Origin of the sequence: Paenibacillus sp. FSL R10-2788, from assembly GCF_038003885.1 — a bacterium.
Lineage (GTDB): Bacteria > Bacillota > Bacilli > Paenibacillales > Paenibacillaceae > Paenibacillus_AQ > Paenibacillus_AQ odorifer.
Genome location: NZ_JBBOQA010000001.1, coordinates 4037901 through 4059005 on the forward strand (window position 1 = coordinate 4037901; position 21105 = coordinate 4059005).

Below are 21105 nucleotides of genomic sequence, written 5' to 3' on the forward strand. Positions count from 1 at the left end.
TCGCGGATATAGCGGACTGTTTAAACCATTCTGAGTCTTCTAACCCTTAAGTGATCCAACCATAATTCCTTTGACGAAGAAACGTTGCAGGAATGGATAGATCATTAATATAGGCAGCGCTGTAAACATAATAATAGCTGCTTTGACCATTTCAGGAGCCTGCTCATTAGTAGGAAGTGGTAACATCGGATCTCCTTCGGCTGAAATAACAAGCCGTCTTAAGAAGAGCTGCAGTACAATCTTTGATTGATCCTGCATATATAACATTGCATCAAACCAAGCGTTCCAGTGCCCTACTGCAGTCCATAGGGCTAATGTTGCTAGAACAGGCTTCGACAGCGGAATAACAATCGTAAATAAGATCCGCATATCATTAGCCCCATCTATTTTAGCTGAATCCTCCAGTTCCTCCGGTATACCCATAAAGAAATTTCGCAGGAGCAGAAGATTAAACGTGCTGAGCAGGCCGGGGACAATATAAACCCATAACGAATTTATAAGTCCCAGACTTTTGATTAGCAGATAGGTAGGGATAAGCCCGCCGCCAAAAAACATCGTTACAACAATGAACATTGTATAAAATCCCCGGTGCGGCAAATATTTGCGAGACAGCGGATATGCTCCCAGTGACAGAAACACCAGTGTCAGAGCCGTTCCTACAACTGTGCGAAAAACCGTATTCCCCATCGTTTGCCAGACCGTATCAGTTGTCAGTACACGCTTCCAAGCAAAGAAGGAAACTTCTTTAGGATAGAAATGAATTCCCGGCCGAAGGGCTTCCGCAGGTGTGCTAAATGATATAGAGAGCACATGCAAGAAGGGATAAATCATCGTAATACAAAGAATGATTACAAATAGGATTAGAAAGACTTGGAATACTTTTTCACCAGTGGATAGCTTCAATTGTAGTTACTCCTTCCTTACATTCATTCATTAATAAAGACCTTCCTGCCCCATTTTTTTCGTTATGAAGTTTGCAAATAACACCAGGATAAGACCCACCACATTTTTAAATAATCCAACAGCCGTCGTTAGACTGAACTGAAAGTTTTGCAGACCTATCCGGTACACATAAGTATCTAACGTATCCGCCACTCCATATACTGCTGGTGAATAAAGTGTTAAGACTTGATCGAAGCCAGCATCCAGCACACTCCCTACCCGAAGAATAAGCAGAATAGCAATCACCGGCAGGATCGAAGGAATGGTGATAAATAACGTTTGTTTCCAGCGATTGGCTCCGTCCAGAACTGCAGCTTCGTACATTTGGGAATCAATACTTGCTAATGCAGCTAAGTATATAATCGTTCCCCAGCCGATTTCCTTCCATATTCCTGACATAACGAGCGTAAAGCGGAAATATTTCTCGCTGCCTAAAAAGTAAATGGGATCAAAGCCGAGCCACTGAATAATATAATTGACCACACCCGAATTCGGAGATAACAAAGTGATCAATATCCCTCCAATAACGATCCAGGATAAGAAATGGGGTAAATAGGATATCGTCTGTGCAACCTTCTTGAAGAAAGAAAACCTAAGTTCGTTAAATAACAGCGCCAATATAATCGGTGCAGGAAAACCAAAGATGATATGGTAAAAACTGATAATAAGCGTGTTCTTAATAATTTTCCAAAAGTCGGGTGAAGCTGTGAACAAATATTCGAAATGCTTAAAGCCGACCCAAGGACTTCCCCAAATTCCATCACGAATAAAATAATCTTTAAAAGCCAGTTGAATGCCATACATCGGGCCATAAGCAAATACGGTATACCAGATGATCACGGGAGCTAGTAATAAGAATAAATATTTGTTTTTTTTGTATTGGCGCCAAGTATGTGTCCACCTCGAGACTTTCGGCTTAAGATTCTCTCCCTGTTTTTGAATGCCAGCAGTGCTTGCCGGGTTCATAGTTGTTTTCTCCTTCCGAATACGATTTTGCGTTAAGACTGTGTCTGAACACCCCTTACGTTAGGGTATTGTAAGCGCTTTTTCTATTGTAAATTCATTAAAATCAGTAAATTATCTTCGTATTGGGGCTATAATTTTTCAAACAAAAGAAAAGACAATCGCGAGACGATTGCCTTTTCCACATGGATTGGAGAATTATGCACTTGAATGGCTCGAATGGTTTGCATTGCCTGCATTCCTATACTGGACCGGTGTAACTCCGTAACGTGTTTTGAATTTGTTGTGAAAATATTGCGGGTTACGATAACCCACCTGAGCAGAAATCTCAGCCACGGACAGCTGCTTTTTTTCTCTTAATAAATCAGCCGCCTTCTCCAACCGCACTCGGGTTACATATTCAGTGAATGATTCATTCATAACGGTTCCGAACAAGGTAGAAATATACGATGGCGCCAACGAAGCAACCTCAGATAATTTATTTAGCGATAAATCCTCTTGAATATTATCATCGATAAAGATTTTTAATTTATGAATGATCTCCGTATGTGCGTGATTACCTGACTCTTGAATATAAGCTGTAATTTGTGCTGATAAATCACGAATGGAATCAAGTGTTTCGGCCAACGTTTCCTTTTTGAACTCATCGAACAGACTGGAAGGCGAAACGATTTGTTGCAGATCAAGCTCAATAATGGTCTGATACAGAACCGTAACCAACTGAAGCAAGCCTAACTCAACCGTCTCCAATTGGACATCACCTTTCTCCAGGACCCTCTGGAAATCGTCCATAAACCTGTTCATCGTAACGTCATTGCCTGCCTTTAATGCATTTTTATAAAGATCAAAAGAGAATAAGTGTGGCGTAACATCGTTGAGCGGGATATGTGAATACCGCACAATAGCTTCCGAACCATAGATAAACCGATAACGATAGGCATGTAAGGCATTTTGATACGAAAAGGGGATTTCTTCAGGTGCCTGAACCTTCGATCCAAGCGCAGCTCCAAAGTGTAGTTGCTCGGGTAACCCATTTTTTATAAGCTCCAGCTCCTTCAATAATAAAAGCTCCAGCTCTTCGGGATCCTTGTTCAACTCACTGAAATAGATAATCGCCGCTTCCTGCGTATTCAAGCTGACGAATTTATAAAAGCTATAGGCAGCATGCTGTTCATAAAAAGCCCTGAATTCCTCGCAATCTCCCTTGGTTATACGAATATAGCTAGTCATGTAATAACATTGCAAAGGTATATAATCGTAGTAATCCGAGCCAACACCTGCACCTAATACCAGATTTTTTAGTTCATTCACTTTAGCTTTAGATTCTAAGGTTTCGATTTTTTGACCTAGCTTTGAGATTGTACTACCAATAATAGCAAACTCATTTTGCGAATAGTTTACGGTGCCTGGATGATAAAAGCTGCGAACATTGTTTACAAGCTTCTTCATAGGAACATATACACGTTTGGAGATCAAATAAGCGAATAGAAGCCCAATTAACAATACCAGGATACAGCTGATAAATATTTGACTCTTCAGCTGCTTTGATGAGGATACAAATGAATTCATAGGCCGTATTAATACGTATTTCCATTGATTATTCGAGGTTTGGTCATTTTTAAAAGACAACACATATTTGTCGCGTTTATTATAATGAATTTCCTTATTATTCCCCGCTGACTCCATCCATTGCTTAGCAGTCTTAAGCCCCTCTTCGACGTTCGAGCCCGTATGGATAATAGGGCTGCCCTTTTCATCAAAAGCATATAGCTTTTCCATCGGCGAGCTCATCGTGCTGGAAATCATTTTATTGATGTATTCTAAGCTAACGTCAATATACATGGTTCCGGTTGATGTTTTTGATAAAGCGCCATAGGGAAGGGCGATTGCGTAAGTCAACACCTCTTCTTTATCCGATAACGTTCTATAAGTCCAGCGGTTTAAGGCTGGTGTAACTGATGTTTTTAAGAAGGAAGCATCTGGAGAATTGTCCAGCTTCGAATAAAACTGGCTGTTATCGATGATATAATTACCTTTCTCGAAGTATGTGGATATTTTGTAAACGCCTTCATTAGTAAGCTTGAAAATTTCGAGATCCTTGCGAAAAGCTAATATTCTGCTCGTATTACCTTCCCATTCACTGTCCAGTAAATAATTCAGCATAGATTGATTCTCTAACGACAAGGTAGACACTGCTCGGTTGCGGATACTGTTTTCGTATTTTTGCAGCAGTGTATTTTCCACAAAATCACTTGAAGTCATCAGTCGTTGCTTGCTGTCTCTGGCAATCTCATCCACCATTAAGCGATTAGCCTGAACATACAGATAACTGCCCACAAGTCCGATTAAAACAACGGCTAATAATGTGAATGAAAAAATCAGATGGGTAAACAATGTGCCTCCATTTCTTAGTCTGCCGCCGATCTTCATCACAAGCCCCCCTTTAGTTCATAACCCTATCTCTGTAACTTTCTAAATTGAAAGCATTTATAATTAAAGATACTAAAATACACCAACTTTAGCCATTATAAAATCTTCTGTTTAAAGATAACGCATCTTATAAAACCGAAAAAAACAGGCTTCCCCGAAATTAATCGCTGGAAACCTGTTTATTAACCTATACGAGATAAAAGTAACTTCAATGCCCCCGCTCCCTTTTTAAATATTCCTTCACCCATGCAATCCATTCTAACCTGTGCGTATACACAAGGATTACAAAGCTCCCAAGCCATACCCATAGGATAGGAGCAGACCACTTACTGATGCACAAATAGACAAAAAGGAGCAGCATTCCGCTAACCACTTGCACACCATCCGAGACAGGTGAATTTCCTCTGCTTTTGTACCCGCTGCCGAGCACTTTCAACACTGCCAGGATGACTGCTAACGCTAAAGAGGCTTTGAATCCTGTCAATGCACTCCATACCCCAAAGGTTACGGCAATCGCCTTCCCTCCTTTTCCTTTAAGAAATGGAGAGAAGGCATGACCCGCAACAGGAGCTAAGGCAAGCGGAATAATGAAATAACCCTGACTATAATGGCTTCCCATTACCCATAAAAGAGGCAGATATCCTTTTAAAAAATCCAACAACACCCCAAAAATTCCGAATCTATACCCAGATGACTTCCAGAGATTCAAAGCCCCCGGATTACCGTCGCCTATGACCTTTAAATTCTTTTTACGCGCTAACCCAAGCCAATAGGAAAACATAAGAGATCCCGACAAAAATAAACCCGCGATCCACAATATGATCATTAGTCCTTATGGCCTCCCACCTGGATATGCCTTCCTTTCCAGCTTACATGCCTCAGAAAAACGACCTGATATATTGAATAAAGCATAATAAAGATAAAGAAAAGAGTAGCAACCACGTGAAATACTGGAATGACGATGCCAAAAACCCCTACATATTTAATAAAATAAAAGAGCTGGAACATATAAAGGAGATAACCAATAAGTAATGGCAATCCCAAAGAAGTATTCGCAAAAATAAACACGGTTTCTGAGACGATGAGTCCCACCACCCAAAGTGCAATTGGAATAATCGTCCGCGGGCTTAAGGTTGAGGTGCTTAAGACAGCCCCTTTACTGAAGCCTTCAATTTCACTTTTTATCCCCTTCGGATACATACGAAAAGATACTAAGCCATAACCGATAAAATTCCTAATGGGAACACCTGCCGCGATAAACTTCTCTCCTAAAGACAAATCATCCAGCACTTCAGATTTAATGCTTTGATGTCCATTAACTCTTTCATAATCCTGCCTTAAAGCTAGAATACACGAACCGTATAATCCTTTTTTGGCGTTATTCTTTTCAAAAATAGATGTGAATGTGAAGATCCCCAGCATATTCATAATTAAGGCAAGTTTCTCAAACAGCTTTTCTGTATGATGAAAAGGAACTACCGAAATGACACCTTTCGATAGCTCCCTTGCTTTTAATAATGAGGCCAGAGCGTTAGGCTTTAACCGGATATCTGCATCCAGAAAAGCAAAAATATCGCCCGAGGCTTGCAAATATCCATTCCATACTGCCCAGCTCTTGCCCGCCCATCCCTCAGGGAGACTGCTATTTGCAATAACCTTAACTCCATAGCTTTCAGCAATTTCCTTGGTCCGATCCTCCGAGAAGTCATCCACAACAATAATTTCATAGGGGGTAATGGTTTGGAGCTGGAGTGAGTCGAGCAGAAAACGCAAATTATATTCTTCATTCCTTGCGGGGATGATGATGGACAATTTCTCCGGTCCTTGAAAATATTCTTGATCAGCGGCCAATATATTCTTTCTAAACAATATAAAACCGGAGAGACATCCAACACCTATAATAATTAACAACCACATGTACAGCTCCCCCCTCCTATAGCTATATATATATGAAGGGTTAGTCCGTAATATATTCAATTCAAATTTAACCGACATTTACTTTTGCTGAGTAATGATTAAGCTTTTCTGTACACAAGAGCATAACGATGGCAAAAAAAACGATCATCGCAGGAAAAATACCCAGCGTGAATTTCGAAGCTAATAAGCCGATAAAAGGCGGCATCAGCGTGGTGCCGGTATAAGCTGTTGCCATCTGAAAGCCCATAATTGACTGAGCATGTCTCTTCCCGAATCGTTCAGGGGTTTCATGTAGCATACACGGAAAAATGGGGGCTAACCCTAAACCTATAATCATAAATCCTACAAGTGAAACTATAGTTGGAAGCGGCAATACTAACAGCACCGTACCGATTAAAGCAATGAGTTGACCATATCGAATAAGCTGTTTATTACTCATTTTAAAAGTAATGAAACCCGTCACCATTCTACCAAAAGTAATCCCTAGATAAAAAAACGATACCCATGTCGCTGCAGTTGATGCAGGAATATCTTTAATGTTTACAAGAAAGCTGCTCCCCCATAACCCCATACTCGTTTCTATGGCAGAATAAAATAAAAAGGTTAACATCGCTAGCTTCACCCCTCTTAATTTCCAAGGTTTTGTGTTCTCTCCGGCATGCTCTAGCTCCGGATGATTGAACTCGGGATCACTTTCAGCATTCGGGTGGTTATTACTCCCAGCCACTCTATCCCATAAAGGCAGTGTAACGAATAGAATAATGACTAAGCTCAATTGTATGTAAGCAACCGTAAGATAACCTTGCCGCCATAGACCTTCACCAGAGATAAAAGAGCCCATAATAATAGGACCCAGCGTGGCGCCCACTCCCCAGAAACAATGTAACCAACTCATATGATGGGCTTTATAGTGCGTAGCAACATAACTATTTAATCCGGCATCTACAGATCCCGCACCTAAACCGAGTGGAATCGCAGCAACAATTAACCACACTAACGAAGGTGACCATGCAAAACCAAGCAACGCTACAGCAGTCATGATGCAGCTAACAAGAGTCACTTTCCCCGTACCAAAACGTTTAAGGATAATGCCACTCATCAAACTGGACACTATTGTGCCTACTGCAATGACCATCGAAAGAATTCCAGCCGTACCTAATGAAGCATTTAAGTCCATTCTCATCACTGGCCAAGCGGATCCAAGCAATGAATCTGGCAAGCCTAAACTAATAAAGGCTAAATAAATAATAATAAGAAAAAAAGTTGCCATAGTTATCTCCTTAATTGTTCTCATCTATTTGTTGTGAAACTAATAATCCTAATCCAAGACTTTGTAATCCATTCAGATAATCACGCTTCAAGTTACTCACCGCTAACGCAGGAAGATGCTCCTTCGGAACGTATGTGCCACTTCGCTCAGCGATTTGATTAAGCATAGCTGGAGCTAATTCATCCTCACAAAAAATAATATAATGCGGATTCAAAATAGAAGTCATAGTAGCCACTAATCGACTAATCGCATCCACGCTTTGATTCGATTGCATATTTGATCCACCAGGATCTCCAGTTAATGCCTCTATGAAATTTCTATTGTCATACTGGGGCAAGAATTGAACTTCCCCTGAAAAAAACGTCTTTCCTCGCACAATTTCACCATTGACCGCGATCCCAGCTCCCGGACCATTTTTCCCTAAATACAGATACATTAGAGAAGTATTCTCTTTCAAATTTCGTTGCGTCATATAGCCGATTACAGCCGCATTCATATCATTTTCCACGATTGTCGGAATGGATAGTTGATCTTCTATGTGTTTTCTCAAATCTAAATTCTGATATTTCTCATAACCCGGAATCAGAAAAATCTGCCCATGATTCACCGCACCTGGAACTCCAATAGCCACAGAATGGATTTTAGGATTGTCCTTTTTTTCATCTTCAATAAGCGTGACCAGTTTACTAACATCTTCCTCAAGAATACTGGGCAAACTCCCTTCTTTGATTACCTCACCAATGCAATTATAGATGGTATAATTCGTTTCATTTTTTTCCAAAAAAATAGCCATACCTAACCGATAATTAGGATTGTAGGCATATCTTATTGCCCTTCTTCCACCACTTGACTCATCCAGACCGCTGACCGTTATTTCCCCTGCCTCTTCCATCTGCATTAGAAATTTACTTATCGTCGGGAAACTATATTGTAATTTATGGCTTAACTCTGCCTTCGTTGCTCTTCCTAGTTCTAATAATGCTGTTCGAATATTTCGGATAATTTCAGATTTCATTTGCAGTGAAGGAAGTCGTTTCTCACTCGCCATGGCTCTCCCACCTATAGTCATACTGACTTATTAAACGCATTTAATAAGTCAGTATGACTATAGCAGCAATTAGATCTATCGACAAGTTAATTCTTGAATGAAGACCCTTCAGTAGGGGGTAGATTGAATCAAGGAGGGAGCGTCGACACAGCAAAAAAGAGGGGTAGCCCCCTCTTAGTATTTTTGCATATTCCGTTTCTACTTATTGAAACTATCTACTCTTATTTCTCATCTAACCACAAAATCGCTGTAACGCCACGCGGATAATATTTACTGCCCGTGATCTCACCGGAAATAATCTGATCGCTCCAGCTCCAAATCGACAACTCCGGATGGGTAAGCCAAGCTACGTGAGCACGATCCGCTGCCGCTCCCCGTTCCTCCCATTCCAATCCCAGAATGCTGCGGGCGATGAACTGGGAGAGATAGATTTTGCTGAGCCAGCTATTGTTGCTAGTTGAGGAGATTTTCCAGCCTCCGTCTTCGAATAAGCATACTCCCGGCTGTAACACCGCATGCAGATGCTTGTCGAGTGCGCCAATATAGGCGGCGAACCGTCCATTACGATCAAGAGCTTCTTTGCAGCCTGTAAAGTAAGGGAACACAAGGCCTTCGATAGCCGGAATGATCTTAGAGTCATTGCCTTCTCCAATGACAGCCGGAATATACCCGTCTGCTGTAACACTTGCCACCATTGTTGCGGCGCATTTTTCAGCCTGATCACCTGCTGTTTTGGACTGTTCCGCACGCCCAAGCTCTGCAAATATTTTCTCCATAGCCAAGTAAGCAGCCCAGCATTTTCCTGCCAGATAAATATTGTTACGAGCCTGACCTAAAGACACATCCAGACTGTCATACGTAGTAATTTCTGCTCCGCCCATCGTACGTGAGCTATCAAGCCCCATGACACCATTTCTTTGTTCAGGATCTGGATGATCGCGATTTACCATGCTATTCAGGCATTTCTCCATAATACTGAGATTACGTTCCATCCAACCCCGGTCGCCTGTATGCTCTACATAAGTTGCTGCACTCAGCACCCAGTTAACCAATTGTTCATGTGTCATATGTGAGAAACAACCATCAATGCCATAGACCTCATAAGCAGAATATCCCGGACGTGAAACTACGTTGGCTACACCCATATCATGTGTGAAGCTAATTCCACCTGGATACTCTGTATCATCACCCGGGAAACGCACCGTATCTTCGTAGCTGAATCTTTCCACGAACATATCCAGTTCATTACGTACAGTCCAAGGATTCAAACGCAGCTCATAAAATAACTGATCGACGGTAAGATCGAAGGTATTCATCATCCGGTATTCGCCTTCGTTGACGATCCAAAATGGCTTATTCTTGTAGTCCAGCAATTGCGTGGAGCCATAATAACTACGAATCGCATGCGCTAACATAAAGGTTTGATCTGCGGATAGGTCATCATGAGTAAATCTATCGTTAGCTTGCTCCGCTTCTTGCTTAAGGATATCAAATCTGGATAATGCATATTCAGCCACTGCCTCTATATTGTTGAAATAATGATTGTAGTAATAAGAAGCATCAATTCCTGAGGTGACATAACCTGAACGGTGAAAACAGATAGCAAAGCGGTAAGTTTCTTTTACTCTGGCTGGAACATCCATGATCAAAGCACCGACTCGTCCCAGCCCAAAGGTCCAATTCTCCTGCAGCTCCTCCGTTAGAATATCCTCCATTGTGAAGTGCAGTGCGGACTTTGCAGTTCCTTTTTCCGCAGCAATTGCAATAAATCTTCCTTGGCCAACGCCAGTAATCTCCGATGATACATCATCCAGTCTTCTCATTCCGCTATACACATCTGTTCCCTGAAAACCAAAGAATGCACGGCGCGAGGTTGCGGATGAGGTGTTGTCCACTTCGAGTTCAATTAGCACTGCAGGCAGCAGTACATCCTTCATTTCTTCTATAGAGGCAGTTTCTGGATCGGGTACAGAACGAACGGGGGACAGAATCCGGAAGGTCAAATCACCCGCACTCCAGCTGTCTGTGGCTACATGAAAATCTCTGGAAATCTCACGCTCTTGAAAAGGGAACAGAATATTCTCCTTGTCAGGATTAGGATCCGGATTCTCGATATCATAGCGTTTGCTCTCGTCCTCTCCTCCGATCTCATGAAATGGCAGTGTGTCATATCCCTTCCCATCAGCACGTTCTAATCCTATGAATATATTTTGTCTAGGTGGTTTTCCAATCTCCAGATCGAAACCTCCACTAGCTCCTTTGAATCCTAAAGTGAAACTCGCAAATGCACCGATCGGTGAATGATGGGCATTAAAAAATTGATTATACGACATTAATAATAACACTCCTTCCAGCATGGTCCCGGATACTACCGGGCTATATCTCCATGTTATCGATCTTTCCGGAAGTGCAACAGGGTTAAAGCCTTCTATTATTTGGGCAAATCAAACATCAACAAAAACCTATGTTATAATGAAGCCAAACTTTACAGTAAAAGAGGATTGAAATGATCTCGAATGATCCCGCTTTTCATAATTCTATTGATGGCCAGATGGCTCCAGACATTCAAGCAGCTTTCCATATCTTCGCCGCGCATTGGAGAAAAGTAAATCCGGATTGGCAATATCCCGTACACACTCATCCCATGTTTGAGATTAACGTTGTACTGCAGGGTGAGCAACATATGACGGTCGGCAATAAATCTTTTATCCAGCAAAGCGGTGATATTTTATTCATTCGTCCCGGTGTAGAACATAGCAGCCTCGGTTCGAATGCTAGTCGTGACATGACTTATTACTGCCTGCATTTTGATATTGATGATCTGATTTTACGGCGAGCATTATTAACAGCAGACGCTGTTAGTCTAAGTGGGAATACCCCGGAGCTGCGAGCCATTCGTTCCGCTCTAGATGTGATCATTAATTCTTCCATTCTGTCAGAGTCAAAGGACACACACAGAAATCGTCTGATTACATTGCATGCTTCGCTGCAACTTCTAACCGCGCTCAGCGGCTGGGTACTTTCGGAAATGCCCCTTCTGACAGATACAGAGGCTACGGAAAATACCGTCGCTCTAGCTAACGCGATCGAAGGACTGCTGCAAGAATCTGTCTCCACCGCTGCAAGCACAGGCGAAAGAGGCTGCGGTATTGAGCACATTGCGGCAAAGCTTGGATACAGTACAACTCACTGCAATCGTGTTTTTCACCAAATTTATGGCATGGCGCCAAGACAATATTTATCCCGCTTGATCATTCGTCACGCCAAACTGCTGCTAATGGATAATAACCTATCTGTCGAATCGGTCGCCCACCGGCTGGGGTACCGGGATGTGTCCCATTTCAGCAAGCAATTCAAACGCTGGACAGGTCTCCCGCCAATGGGCTACCGCCGTTTAACCGCGAATCCAAATACGCTTTAGTGATTGTTTCGCTTACAAAAAAAGGGATGTACACCGCAGCCCACTAAGTGATTACAGGATATATCCCTTTTATGAATTAACCCTTCGTTGCACCAGACGCAATCCCCTTAACAAAATACTTCTGCAAGGCGATAAACACAATCAGCACAGGTACAACCGACATTGCTGTTCCTGCAAAAATCATATCCCAACGTGAGGAGAATTCTCCGATATAACGGTAAATTTCCACGACCATAGTTTTAGCCTGTCCTGAAGGCAATACCAGCATCGGCATCAGGAAATCATTCCAGATTCCAAGTCCGTTTAAGACCACCATACTGGCTGTGACGGGTCCTAGCAGCGGGAAAACAATTTTCCAGAATATCGCATAACGAGAACATCCGTCGATCTCCGCCGCTTCTTCAATTTCTCTAGGAATGCCTTTGACAAAGCTTGTATACAGCAGGCATCCAAAGCCCACCGCACCGGCTACATAAATTAGAATTGGGCCGGCAAGGCTGCCGTATAACCCCAGCATTCTAAGCTCTTTAAACAGAGGAATCATATACGCCTGAAAAGGGATCATCATTCCTGCTAAAAAGTAAACGAACATGAACCGAGTCCATCTGGCATTTCTGCGTTCAATTGCGTAGCCCGCCATCGGAATAATCAAGACCTGTGCCGCAATAGAAACTGCTGTCAAAATCAGACTATTCAGAATAGCCCGTGGAAACTCTGTTTCGGTTAACAGATATTTAAAGCTGTCCAGATAAAGGGTTTTCGGAAAAGCGATTGCATCCTTCATAATCTCTGCATTACTCTTGAAGGCTGACATTAAATTAAAGAAAATAGGAAAGAAAAAGATAATAGCCACTAATAATGTAACAATGAAAAGTGCGATTTGCCCAACTCTTTTGCGTGTCTGCATCGTCATCTTAGAGCTGCACCTCCCGCTTCTGGAGAACCTTCACTTGGAAGACTGTAATGATGAGTATGATTAAGAACAAGACCATCGCCAGTGCAGTACCAAAACCTTGTCTTAATTCACCAAACCCGACTTTATAAATAATATAAGTTAATGTCTCCGTCTCAAAGCCCGGACCACCATCGGTCATGACGGCAATCTGATCAAAAATCTTCAAGGCGCTGATCATCGATAATACCATACATACAGTCATTGACCCCGCAAGCAGCGGAAAGGTAATATGCCGGAACTGTTGCCAGCCCCCTGCCCCATCAATACTGGCCGCCTCATTTAATTCCTGCGGAATGCCTTGCAATCCAGCGAGGTAAATGATCATATAATAACCCGCGCCTTTCCAAACGGTAGACAAAATAATCGACAGCATCGCATATTTAGGATTGCCCAACCAATCCACAATCCAGCTTCCGAGTCCAACAGACTCCAGGATCTGATTAAATACACCAAAGTTGTAATTCAGGATCATCGCCCAGACGAAACCCATTACGATCCCACTAAGCAACGTAGGGAAATAAAATACACTTCTGAATAAATTCCGGAACCAGCGTACCTTATCGACCATCATAGCCATTGCAATTGCTGCAATATTCTCTAGAACAACAAGTGAAATGGTCATGATCATCGTATTTTTCAGTGCGTTATGCACCCTTGGACTATTCCAAATTTCCACAAAGTTAGCGAAGCCGATATACCTTACGTTGTCGCTAATGCCATCCCATGAGGTGAAGCTTAAATAGACACTCCCAACCGTTGGGACGATAACGAACAAGGTGTACAAAATAAATGATGGTAATATGAACAGCAGAGCGTAGGACTGCCATTTTTTCTTTTTCTTTTTCTGCTGCACAGTGCCTATCAATGACTTGTCAGCATTTACTGCGGATGTAGCCATGGCTACTCTCCCTCCCTTAAAGACCGTGCTTGTTAAAAAGAGAACCTCTGCAGCAGCAGAGGTTGCTCGATCAGGCGCTGCTCTTACATCTGATTAGCTTTCACTTGGTTGTCATACTCTGTATCCGCATCTTTCATGTACTTCGCTACATCTCCATCTTTTACCACGAGATCCTGCAACAGTTTGTAGTACCAGTTACGGAACTGTGGAGGGATTAGATTGTCTCCCCACCAGTTATTGATCGCCAAGGATTTCACTACATTCGGGTCAGCAATAAGATCCAAAGCCACTTGCATTTGTTCACTTGTGTCATAGGTTACTTTCTCTTTTGTTGAAGGAATCGCATTTATGGTTGCTAAATAGTTCGAATACTGTTCTGGGGCGAAGAAGAAACGGATAAAGTCTTTGATGGCTTCTGTTTTGTCTGCATCCTTAGCGGCTTCAGCCGATAAAGACCAGCCTGCAGGTGACGGAAGACCTATGACATTGATTTTCCCTTCACGGTCAGGAAGAGCATAGAAGCCAAATTCAAAGTTCGGGTCCGCTTCAGCGATTTGTGTAAACATCCACGTACCGGAGTACAATTGTGCTGCTTTGCCAGAAACAAGAATCGAAGCGGTCTGATTGTCGCCCGTGCTGAGCCAACCTTTATCTACATAATTCTTGAACAATTCTTTGAAGTCCGTTATGCCTTGAACTACATTAGCATCTGTGAAGCTGACCGTTTTAGCGGTACGTTTGGAATTCCAATCTGCATCTTTCGAGTAGACCTCATCAATCAGGAATTTGTTAACCCAGAAACCCATATGGAAAATATCTTTTCCACCTACTACAATCGGAGTAATGCCCGATGTTTTCAATTTTTCTTGGATGGCGATGAATTCGTCATAGGTTTTTGGAAGCTCGGTGATCCCTGCATCCGCATATGCTTTTTTGCTGTAGATAATCCCTTGGGGAGCGTTCACTTGCAGCGGTGCGTTCCACACCTTACCATCCACTTGTGGTGGGGCTTCGAACAAATCTAGCAGATCGGAAGGCAGCTCTACAATCTTACCCGCATCGGCAAAAACTTCTGTATCACGCATTTCCACCAGGTCCGGGAATTCACCCACAGCATCCTTTGTTTTAAGCCAATCAAGATAGGCAGCGGATGAAGTTTCGCTCAAATCTTTAATAGTGACATTCGGATTAGCTGTTGTAAACTTTTTGACCGTATCTGAGATAGCCTTTTTAGTGGCCGGATCTCCGGAGGCGTAACCTATCGTAAAGCTAACCTCTTTTTTGGTCTCTTGTGGTGTATTTGAAGGCGTTTCGGATGCTGGCGTATCGGTTGCCTTACTCCCTGCATTATTATTATTTCCACCGCAAGCAGTCAAAACTGTTGTAGTGGCGAGTAACAATACGGATAGTTTCATCATTGTTTTTTTGTACATATCATAATAGCCTCCCCTTTTAGTGAACCGTGGAAACTGAAGCAAGATGTGCGCATCATCTCTCGAAAGCGTTTCCGTTGCTAATAGAATAGCATTCCTTATAAATAGTTAGAATGAACTTTTTTAAGCGGGATATGCGGTGAATTTAAGAATAAGTAAAAAAAGAACGAAAGACCGCAGTCTTCCGTTCATCGTCCATCCTTTACGCATTCTCCGAATCTGAGATTTTATAAGGGTCCTCTACAATCGGAAGCAACAATAGAATCGATGTCCCAATATGCTCCCGGCTGCTGATGGATAATCCGTATTCTGCACCGTACACTGTACGAATTCGTTCATGTACATTTTTTAGTCCAACATTTTTGCTAGGCGAACTAGGCTCTTCCAAGGTTTCAGCCAACTGCTGTACCTTTTCCTTGCTCATACCGATTCCATCATCATAGATCGTAACCAACAACATTTCATCTTTCTTTTCGATCGTCAATCCAACTGTCCCTCTGCCTTGACTGCGCAAGCCATGCTGGATAGCATTTTCAACTATCGGCTGAAGTGACAATTTCAGAATGTACCAGTTCAGATCCACTTCGGGTGAGAGATCGACTACAAGCTCAAATTTATTCTCATACCGCACAGAGATAATATAGAAATAATCCCGTAGATGCTCCAGCTCCTGTCGTATGCTTACCCTATCCTCTCCATAGTCGATTACATATTTCAACTGGTTAGAGAGCGATAAAATCATATCTGCGACCTCATCATTATCTTTATCCACCGCATTCATTCGAATGACTTCCAGGGTGTTGTATAAATAATGCGGACGAATCTGGCTTTTCAGAGCATTTAACTCCGTTTGCTTCTGCTTGATCTGGGCAACGTAAGCTTCATCGATATAGGCTTGTAAACGCTCGACCATTCGGTTAAAACCATGGCTAAGTCTACCCATTTCATCATTGCTGTTCACGACCATCTGGGTATCCAAATTACCGGATTCTACGATAGCCATTTGCTTAATTAAGTTCCGAATCGGAGCAGCCAGCCGCCTTGAGAACCAGACACCCATGATGATCATTGCAATCGCACAAATAAACATCGCTATAAACACCGTCGTACGGGCTGAAAAAAGCTGATCGAATAAATTCGCCCGATGAATTCTGGCAGTCACCGTGCCTTTAAGAAAAGGAATCTCTTCACTGAGAACGATCATCTCCTCGTCCTTTTTAGCCCGAAAAGCCTCTCCATTCGCTGACCTTGTCTCATTCGTGAAATATACATTTCCGTCGCCATCCAGCAGAAATAATTCATCCTGTCCCCCCAGATTTAATTCTCTGAAGAACTGATTAAATAACGAAACATCCACGTCCATAAATAAGGTCCCTACTATCTTGGGATCTTTGGTGACACGCCCAGAAATATCAATTAAAGTACGGCCGATAGTGAACACACTGCGCTTTGAACCTGTGTAATATTCTTCGGAATGGGTAGGGAAAATTGCCACTTGTGAAGGATTTGGAGCCATTTTAGTTAACCACTCTTGATAAGGCAGCAGATCAAAGTTGACCCCTCTGTTTTCTTTTTCCTGATAGTAGAGCTTATCGTCTGACTCCCTATGAAAATAAACACTGGTGATGTAGGAATCACTGTAGAGAACTGTTTTTAGAAAGGTTTCAATAGGAATCGTATTGATCTGCTCCAGCTCATTTACATTATAGGTTTGATTCTGTGAATAACTCTCGATAAAACCTTCATATCGTCCCGTATACATCAGCTTAGAGACCTCATTGTACTGATTGAAGGCAGAATTCAGATTATAGCTCATATATAGTACCATTTGCTGCAAATTACTTGTTGTGTAACGCTCGACATATCCGGAAAAAGTCTGCACAGAAATGTAACTAAGTGCAAAAAGCGGAATTAAGCCGACTAATAAAAAGGAAGCGGAGAATTTAACAAATATACTTTTGGATCTTCGGCCCCAGATAAACATGAATGAAGGCATCCCCTTTGCTATCCATCTGACTATTGGCTTTTGAAGGATTGCTTATATTCTTGTGGCAGCTTGCCATATTTCTTCTTAAACATATCGCTAAAATGCCGGGCATTGTTGTAGCCTACACTATCGGCAATCTCATAAACCATCATATCGCTTTGCAGCAATAAACGAAGGGCATGATTCATCCTCACCTCAGTGACATAATTCTTAAAGTTCTGTCCGGTATGTTTTTTGAAAAAGCTGCTGAAATAATAGGAATTCATAAACATCATCCCTGCCATAGATTCCAGTGTAATATTTTCTGGATAATGCTCCTCAATATAAGCCTTCACCTGGGAAAGCTGCTTCAGTTCCTTATTGCCCATGCGACTGGCAATTTGTCCAGACATTTTGCTCAAAAGCACACGGAAATCTTCCTCCACCTCTTGAAAGGTAGAATAATTAGCCAATCGTTCAAGAATCGGATTTGTATCCTGAAGTGAGGGCCCTGCCTCCACACCAAATTGAATAAGCTCCTGTTCAAGCTGCAAAAATGTATTGTATACGGTAGAAACGGCTTGGTTTCTATTTCCGTCTGCCATCTGCCGGATCGTCTGAAATAATCGCAGGCACTCCTGCTCAATTTGCTCTTTATGTTGTGATTTCATGGCAATCCCAAGGGCGGACTGGATTTCATGCAGCGGAGTTTGAATCAATGATTCACTCTCATACCTGCTCTCTTTAACAGAAATCACACGATTAGGCCCTGTAAAATATTTATAATTTAGCGCTTTCAAAGCTTGACGATAAGATTCATCAGCATCATCCATACCGTCAACAGGATTGCCTACTCCAAGGGTCACCTTTAATTTCAGAAAACTTGTGATTTTGTCATGGAGATCTAAGGCAATTCCCGCTGGTTCCTCAGCATGCTCATGCTGGAGCAGGATACAAAAACGTTCCCCTTTACGGAACATATAACTATTATCGCTTTGCTCCACGGTTTCTTTAATAATGTTAGACAGTGCAAAATCAATCAGCTTACGTTCGCGTTCTTCCCATCTGGAAGGCTGCCCCGACGATTCGTCCGTCTCTACCAAACAAATACTGACGTAGCGACTTAGCGCAATAATCCCCATATCAAGCAAGGTGTCTGCTGTCCCCTTATTGCCGTCCGTCAGCTTGTCGAGCAATTCTTCGATCGTTAATCTGCGGTTTCTCTGTTCATAATGGTTCAGCTTCTCTTTGTTGCGCTCGCCTTCTGTTTCTTGACGAATAAGGGAAACGGCTTTGCTCACAACCTGTTCCAGCTGGTTTTTGTTCACGGGCTTCACCAAATAATCCAGCGCACCATATTGCAGTGCTTGACGGGCATACGTAAACTCTTGATAAGCGCTTATAAAAATAACCTTCACCGCTCTGCCAGCTTCATGAATTTCACGGATAATATCAATCCCTGTATATCCTGGCATGCTTATATCACTAATAATCAGATCAGGATCACAATCCTCGATCTGTTGTTTCAGCTCGATTCCATCACTGGCCTCTCCAACAATGGTAAGTCCAAGCTTCTCCCATGAAATCAGTTTTTTTAGGCCTCGCAAAATCACCGGTTCATCATCTGCGAGCAGTACCCGGATACTCTTCATTATGCAGTCCTCCTACCTTCGAGAAATCATCCCACAGCTGTCCAATCATCTTAATCTTATGATAACAGACAAACAATCTTTGGTGCAGCTTCAAGCGGATGAACTTTCTTAAGAAGAAACCGCAGTTTCTTAAGATTAATTTATCTAAGCTTAAAAAGGTGGCGGGCGTAACTGCGGGGAATGTTTGGACTTCCGCCGTTACTGCTCACCTGTTATTTTTATCTAAAGTTCAATAAAACAAACTATCCTCTACTTTAATATTGTTGAAATAGAAACAAAAAATCAATATAATTTGTTAATGTAAGAGCGCTGGGAGGACAGGCCATGAACAAAGAAGAACAGGTCATGATGGGTTTCAGGGACGTATATAACAAGATGGTTTGGCTTAATAAGGATAAGATGGAAGACAGTCTTAAGGGTTATAAACCTTCTGAAGTACATTGCATCGAATACATTGAAAAAAATGCAGATTCCAACGTCACAAAACTTGCAGAGTCCTTTTATATGACTCGCGGTGCCATAAGTAAATTAACTAAGAAGCTCATCCAAAAGGGCCTCATCGAAAGCTACCAAAAATCGGATAACAAAAAAGAAATCTATTTTAAGCTTACTGAGCAAGGGAAAGTAATTTATAACATCCATGAGGACCTGCACAAAGAGTTCCAAGAGCGGGATAAAGCCGTATTTGAGCAGGTAACTGAGGAGCAATTTGACAGTATGCTTAGCTTCGTAGAAAAGTATAGTAGGCATTTGGATGCAGAAATAAAGAAACAGGGTATAGATTTTAATCCGAATAAATTCGAATAATGAAAATGAAACTCCATGCAGCCGGGCTCTTATGAGAAAGGCTGCATTTTTATGGTCATTATTTTGTTGACAAGGAAACAAAACCATGATAAAAATGGTGATGTGCCAAATTTGTTTCCAAGGAATCAAAACATCAACTTTTGAGGAGAGAATTTAATGTTCAAATTCAGATCACATAATGAACAGAACACAGAACAATCCGTAGATAAACACGCTCTAATCTTCGGTTTGATCTCTGTGTTTCTGTGCGGAATAGGCTTCAGTATCATCATGCCCGTTGTCCCATTTTTAGTGCAGCCTTATATAAGCAATCCGGGAGAACAGGCTATAGTTGTCACGCTGCTAACCTCTGTTTATGCAGTCTGCGTATTTTTTGCAGCCCCTGCACTTGGAGCTTTGAGCGACAAATATGGGCGTCGTCCATTACTTTTGGTATGCCTTTTGGGTTCTGCAATTGGATACTTAGTTTTTGGGATAGGAGGAGCGTTATGGGTTCTCTTTGTTGGACGCATAATAGAAGGTATAACCGGCGGAAGCATAGGTACTATCTTCGCCTATTTTGCTGACATCATTCCTCCAGAACAGAGAACCAAATACTTTGGCTGGGTGAGTGCGGTTGTAGGTGTAGGCACCGTCATTGGTCCAACGCTAGGCGGATTACTTGCCAAGTTTGGTTATTCTGTACCTATGTATTTTGGAGCAATAATAACTTTATTAAATGTTGTTTACGGATTCTTTTTTATGCCTGAGAGCCTTGACAAGAACAATAGACTGAAAGAAATTACCTTGGTAAGACTGAATCCATTTACACAGCTTGCAAGCATATTGTCCATAAAAAACTTAAAAAGACTACTGGTCTCAGCATTCTTACTCTGGATACCCAACGGATCTTTACAGGCTGTTTTTTCACAATTCACAATGGATACTTTCAGCTGGAAGCCTGCACTAATCGGACTGATGTTTTCAATTATGGGCTTCCAAGACATCCTTTCACAGGGTTTCATCATGCCTAAGCTTTTGCTGAAACTTAGTGATAAACAGATAGCAATTCTTGGAATGGTTTCGGAGATTATAGGCTACAGTCTCATTGCGCTATCTGCTTTGTTCTCATACTATCCGCTTTTTATCGCTGGAATGTTTATATTTGGTTTTGGGGATTCGATTTTTGGGCCTTCATTCAATGGGATGCTCTCCAAGTCTGTCGATTCTAGTGAACAAGGAAGGATTCAAGGAGGTAGCCAATCTATTCAGGCTTTAGCCAGAATGATTGGACCTGTCATTGGAGGTCAAATTTATGTATCACTTGGTCATGCCGCACCCGCTTTTATGGGGATGATCCTGATAGCTGCGGCAATATCCGTTTTGTATAAGGATACGCGTGTAAATATGTAATCTTGCAATCT

16 protein-coding genes are annotated in these 21105 nt (G+C 42.0%); 3 read left to right on the forward strand and 13 right to left on the reverse strand.

Annotated features, from left to right (window positions below; translation table 11 throughout):
• Positions 1–39: 39 nt before the first annotated feature.
• The 8 genes from NSQ50_RS17835 to NSQ50_RS17870 all read right to left on the reverse strand — a co-directional run bounded on the left by NSQ50_RS17835 (position 40) and on the right by NSQ50_RS17870 (position 10903).
• Positions 40–903 carry a carbohydrate ABC transporter permease gene (locus NSQ50_RS17835; RefSeq protein WP_036688266.1) on the reverse strand — a complete coding sequence of 288 codons (864 nt, stop codon included), beginning with the start codon at positions 901–903 and terminating at the stop codon, positions 40–42.
• 30 nt (positions 904–933) lie between these two features.
• A complete protein-coding gene (locus tag NSQ50_RS17840) occupies positions 934–1908 on the reverse strand; it encodes an ABC transporter permease (RefSeq protein WP_036688267.1) in 975 nt (324 codons plus the stop codon).
• A 195-nt stretch (positions 1909–2103) separates the two neighbouring features.
• On the reverse strand, positions 2104–4335 hold the full coding sequence (locus tag NSQ50_RS17845; protein ID WP_076225144.1) for an AraC family transcriptional regulator: 2232 nt from the start codon (positions 4333–4335) through the stop codon (positions 2104–2106).
• A 208-nt stretch (positions 4336–4543) separates the two neighbouring features.
• A complete protein-coding gene (locus NSQ50_RS17850) occupies positions 4544–5161 on the reverse strand; it encodes a glycerol-3-phosphate acyltransferase (RefSeq protein ID WP_036688272.1) in 618 nt (205 codons plus the stop codon).
• The gene (locus NSQ50_RS17855; RefSeq protein WP_036688275.1) at positions 5161–6252 is read right to left on the reverse strand and encodes a glycosyltransferase; all 1092 of its coding nucleotides are present in this window, start codon (positions 6250–6252) and stop codon (positions 5161–5163) included. Before NSQ50_RS17855 ends, NSQ50_RS17850 begins: the two co-directional genes overlap by 1 nt.
• A 67-nt stretch (positions 6253–6319) precedes the next feature.
• Entirely contained in the window at positions 6320–7522 is a 1203-nt protein-coding gene (locus NSQ50_RS17860) for an MFS transporter (protein ID WP_036688277.1), read from the reverse strand.
• A 10-nt stretch (positions 7523–7532) separates the two neighbouring features.
• Entirely contained in the window at positions 7533–8570 is a 1038-nt protein-coding gene (locus NSQ50_RS17865; RefSeq protein ID WP_076225145.1) for an ROK family transcriptional regulator, read from the reverse strand.
• Between the two features lie 221 nt (positions 8571–8791).
• Positions 8792–10903 carry a glycoside hydrolase family 52 protein gene (locus NSQ50_RS17870; RefSeq protein WP_076225146.1) on the reverse strand — a complete coding sequence of 704 codons (2112 nt, stop codon included), beginning with the start codon at positions 10901–10903 and terminating at the stop codon, positions 8792–8794.
• A 173-nt stretch (positions 10904–11076) separates the two neighbouring features.
• Here NSQ50_RS17870 and NSQ50_RS17875 point away from each other — a divergent pair, with 173 nt between their 5' ends.
• Complete coding sequence (locus NSQ50_RS17875; protein ID WP_076225147.1) at positions 11077–11991, forward strand: helix-turn-helix domain-containing protein; 915 nt, start codon at positions 11077–11079, stop codon at positions 11989–11991.
• A gap of 76 nt (positions 11992–12067) precedes the next feature.
• Here NSQ50_RS17875 and NSQ50_RS17880 read toward each other — a convergent pair whose 3' ends face one another.
• The 5 genes from NSQ50_RS17880 to NSQ50_RS17900 all read right to left on the reverse strand — a co-directional run bounded on the left by NSQ50_RS17880 (position 12068) and on the right by NSQ50_RS17900 (position 18895).
• Positions 12068–12904 (reverse strand): carbohydrate ABC transporter permease, encoded by an 837-nt coding sequence (locus NSQ50_RS17880; protein ID WP_170914270.1) that lies wholly within the window; start codon positions 12902–12904, stop codon positions 12068–12070.
• A gap of 1 nt (position 12905) precedes the next feature.
• Positions 12906–13844 (reverse strand): carbohydrate ABC transporter permease, encoded by a 939-nt coding sequence (locus NSQ50_RS17885; protein WP_036688288.1) that lies wholly within the window; start codon positions 13842–13844, stop codon positions 12906–12908.
• An 83-nt stretch (positions 13845–13927) separates the two neighbouring features.
• A complete protein-coding gene (locus NSQ50_RS17890; RefSeq protein WP_076098941.1) occupies positions 13928–15277 on the reverse strand; it encodes an ABC transporter substrate-binding protein in 1350 nt (449 codons plus the stop codon).
• 202 nt (positions 15278–15479) lie between these two features.
• Positions 15480–17261, reverse strand: a complete 1782-nt coding sequence (locus NSQ50_RS17895; protein ID WP_076098940.1) for a cache domain-containing sensor histidine kinase — start codon at positions 17259–17261, stop codon at positions 15480–15482.
• A gap of 32 nt (positions 17262–17293) precedes the next feature.
• Entirely contained in the window at positions 17294–18895 is a 1602-nt protein-coding gene (locus tag NSQ50_RS17900; RefSeq protein ID WP_076098939.1) for a response regulator, read from the reverse strand.
• Between the two features lie 324 nt (positions 18896–19219).
• Between NSQ50_RS17900 and NSQ50_RS17905 the strand changes: the two genes are divergently transcribed.
• Both NSQ50_RS17905 and NSQ50_RS17910 read left to right on the forward strand, forming a co-directional pair.
• Positions 19220–19702, forward strand: coding sequence for a MarR family transcriptional regulator (locus tag NSQ50_RS17905; RefSeq protein WP_076225148.1), 483 nt, complete (start codon positions 19220–19222; stop codon positions 19700–19702).
• A 156-nt stretch (positions 19703–19858) separates the two neighbouring features.
• The gene (locus tag NSQ50_RS17910) at positions 19859–21094 is read left to right on the forward strand and encodes an MFS transporter (RefSeq protein ID WP_076225149.1); all 1236 of its coding nucleotides are present in this window, start codon (positions 19859–19861) and stop codon (positions 21092–21094) included.
• Positions 21095–21105 lie beyond the last annotated feature (11 nt).

Coding starts and splice junctions, on each gene's coding strand:
- NSQ50_RS17840 (WP_036688267.1), bottom strand. CDS start 1,908: ATGAACCCGGCAAGCACTGCTGGCATTCAAAAACAGGGAGAGAATCTT.
- NSQ50_RS17845 (WP_076225144.1), bottom strand. CDS start 4,335: ATGAAGATCGGCGGCAGACTAAGAAATGGAGGCACATTGTTTACCCAT.
- NSQ50_RS17850 (WP_036688272.1), bottom strand. CDS start 5,161: ATGATCATATTGTGGATCGCGGGTTTATTTTTGTCGGGATCTCTTATG.
- NSQ50_RS17855 (WP_036688275.1), bottom strand. CDS start 6,252: ATGTGGTTGTTAATTATTATAGGTGTTGGATGTCTCTCCGGTTTTATA.
- NSQ50_RS17860 (WP_036688277.1), bottom strand. CDS start 7,522: ATGGCAACTTTTTTTCTTATTATTATTTATTTAGCCTTTATTAGTTTA.
- NSQ50_RS17865 (WP_076225145.1), bottom strand. CDS start 8,570: ATGGCGAGTGAGAAACGACTTCCTTCACTGCAAATGAAATCTGAAATT.
- NSQ50_RS17870 (WP_076225146.1), bottom strand. CDS start 10,903: ATGTCGTATAATCAATTTTTTAATGCCCATCATTCACCGATCGGTGCA.
- NSQ50_RS17875 (WP_076225147.1), top strand. CDS start 11,077: ATGATCTCGAATGATCCCGCTTTTCATAATTCTATTGATGGCCAGATG.
- NSQ50_RS17880 (WP_170914270.1), bottom strand. CDS start 12,904: ATGACGATGCAGACACGCAAAAGAGTTGGGCAAATCGCACTTTTCATT.
- NSQ50_RS17885 (WP_036688288.1), bottom strand. CDS start 13,844: ATGGCTACATCCGCAGTAAATGCTGACAAGTCATTGATAGGCACTGTG.
- NSQ50_RS17890 (WP_076098941.1), bottom strand. CDS start 15,277: ATGTACAAAAAAACAATGATGAAACTATCCGTATTGTTACTCGCCACT.
- NSQ50_RS17895 (WP_076098940.1), bottom strand. CDS start 17,261: ATGTTTATCTGGGGCCGAAGATCCAAAAGTATATTTGTTAAATTCTCC.
- NSQ50_RS17900 (WP_076098939.1), bottom strand. CDS start 18,895: ATGAAGAGTATCCGGGTACTGCTCGCAGATGATGAACCGGTGATTTTG.
- NSQ50_RS17905 (WP_076225148.1), top strand. CDS start 19,220: ATGAACAAAGAAGAACAGGTCATGATGGGTTTCAGGGACGTATATAAC.
- NSQ50_RS17910 (WP_076225149.1), top strand. CDS start 19,859: ATGTTCAAATTCAGATCACATAATGAACAGAACACAGAACAATCCGTA.